Below are 601 nucleotides of genomic sequence, written 5' to 3' on the forward strand. Positions count from 1 at the left end.
ATTTTTATTGCGAAAACAATTTAGTTTTTCTTATAAAAAAACAAAGCCATTTCTTCACCCCAAATAATGCCAAATCGCTAAAAAGTAAGCCATATCAACGGCTATTACCCCCTAAGTAGTAATTAGTCTGACTAATAGACACACCTTTGACCGGGGAATAGATTCGATCCCCTGCGGTTGAATTCCCATCCGCAGCTAAAAATATAATAAGGGATACTTTTATGGAAACAGAAGTCGCAAATTTGTTTGCCGAGCAGGTTAGTCTGGGAATGCTTGTGCAAAATCTGGTGTATGCCTCGGGTACCGTCGGGGCTATTTTTGTTGTGATTGGTTTAATGCTGATTGATGTGGGGGGAGTCCGAAGACGTAATATCTTTAATGCCACGATAGAAAAAATGGTTGGTTTTTTTATCGGTTTTACGGCTTACTTTCTGATTGGTTTTGCTTTTTGGGCATCACAATATTACATCATGGTAGATTACACCCTGGTAGATACCATTAAAGACTGGTGGGCCGGCGGTGGACTTTCAAATTCAATGGCGCAAAATGTGGATCCGGCAGTTTTTCCGGGTTTGAATAACTTCCAGATCTTTATTTTCTT

1 pseudogene is annotated in these 601 nt (G+C 39.8%); it reads left to right on the plus strand.

The features are described 5' to 3' along the window. Positions 1 to 221: 221 nt before the first annotated feature. Positions 222 to 601: pseudogene (locus tag B3182_RS15080) on the plus strand (ammonium transporter); the annotation flags it as partial.

This window comes from Methylophaga sp. UBA4204, assembly GCF_002379485.1.
Classification (GTDB): domain Bacteria; phylum Pseudomonadota; class Gammaproteobacteria; order Nitrosococcales; family Methylophagaceae; genus Methylophaga.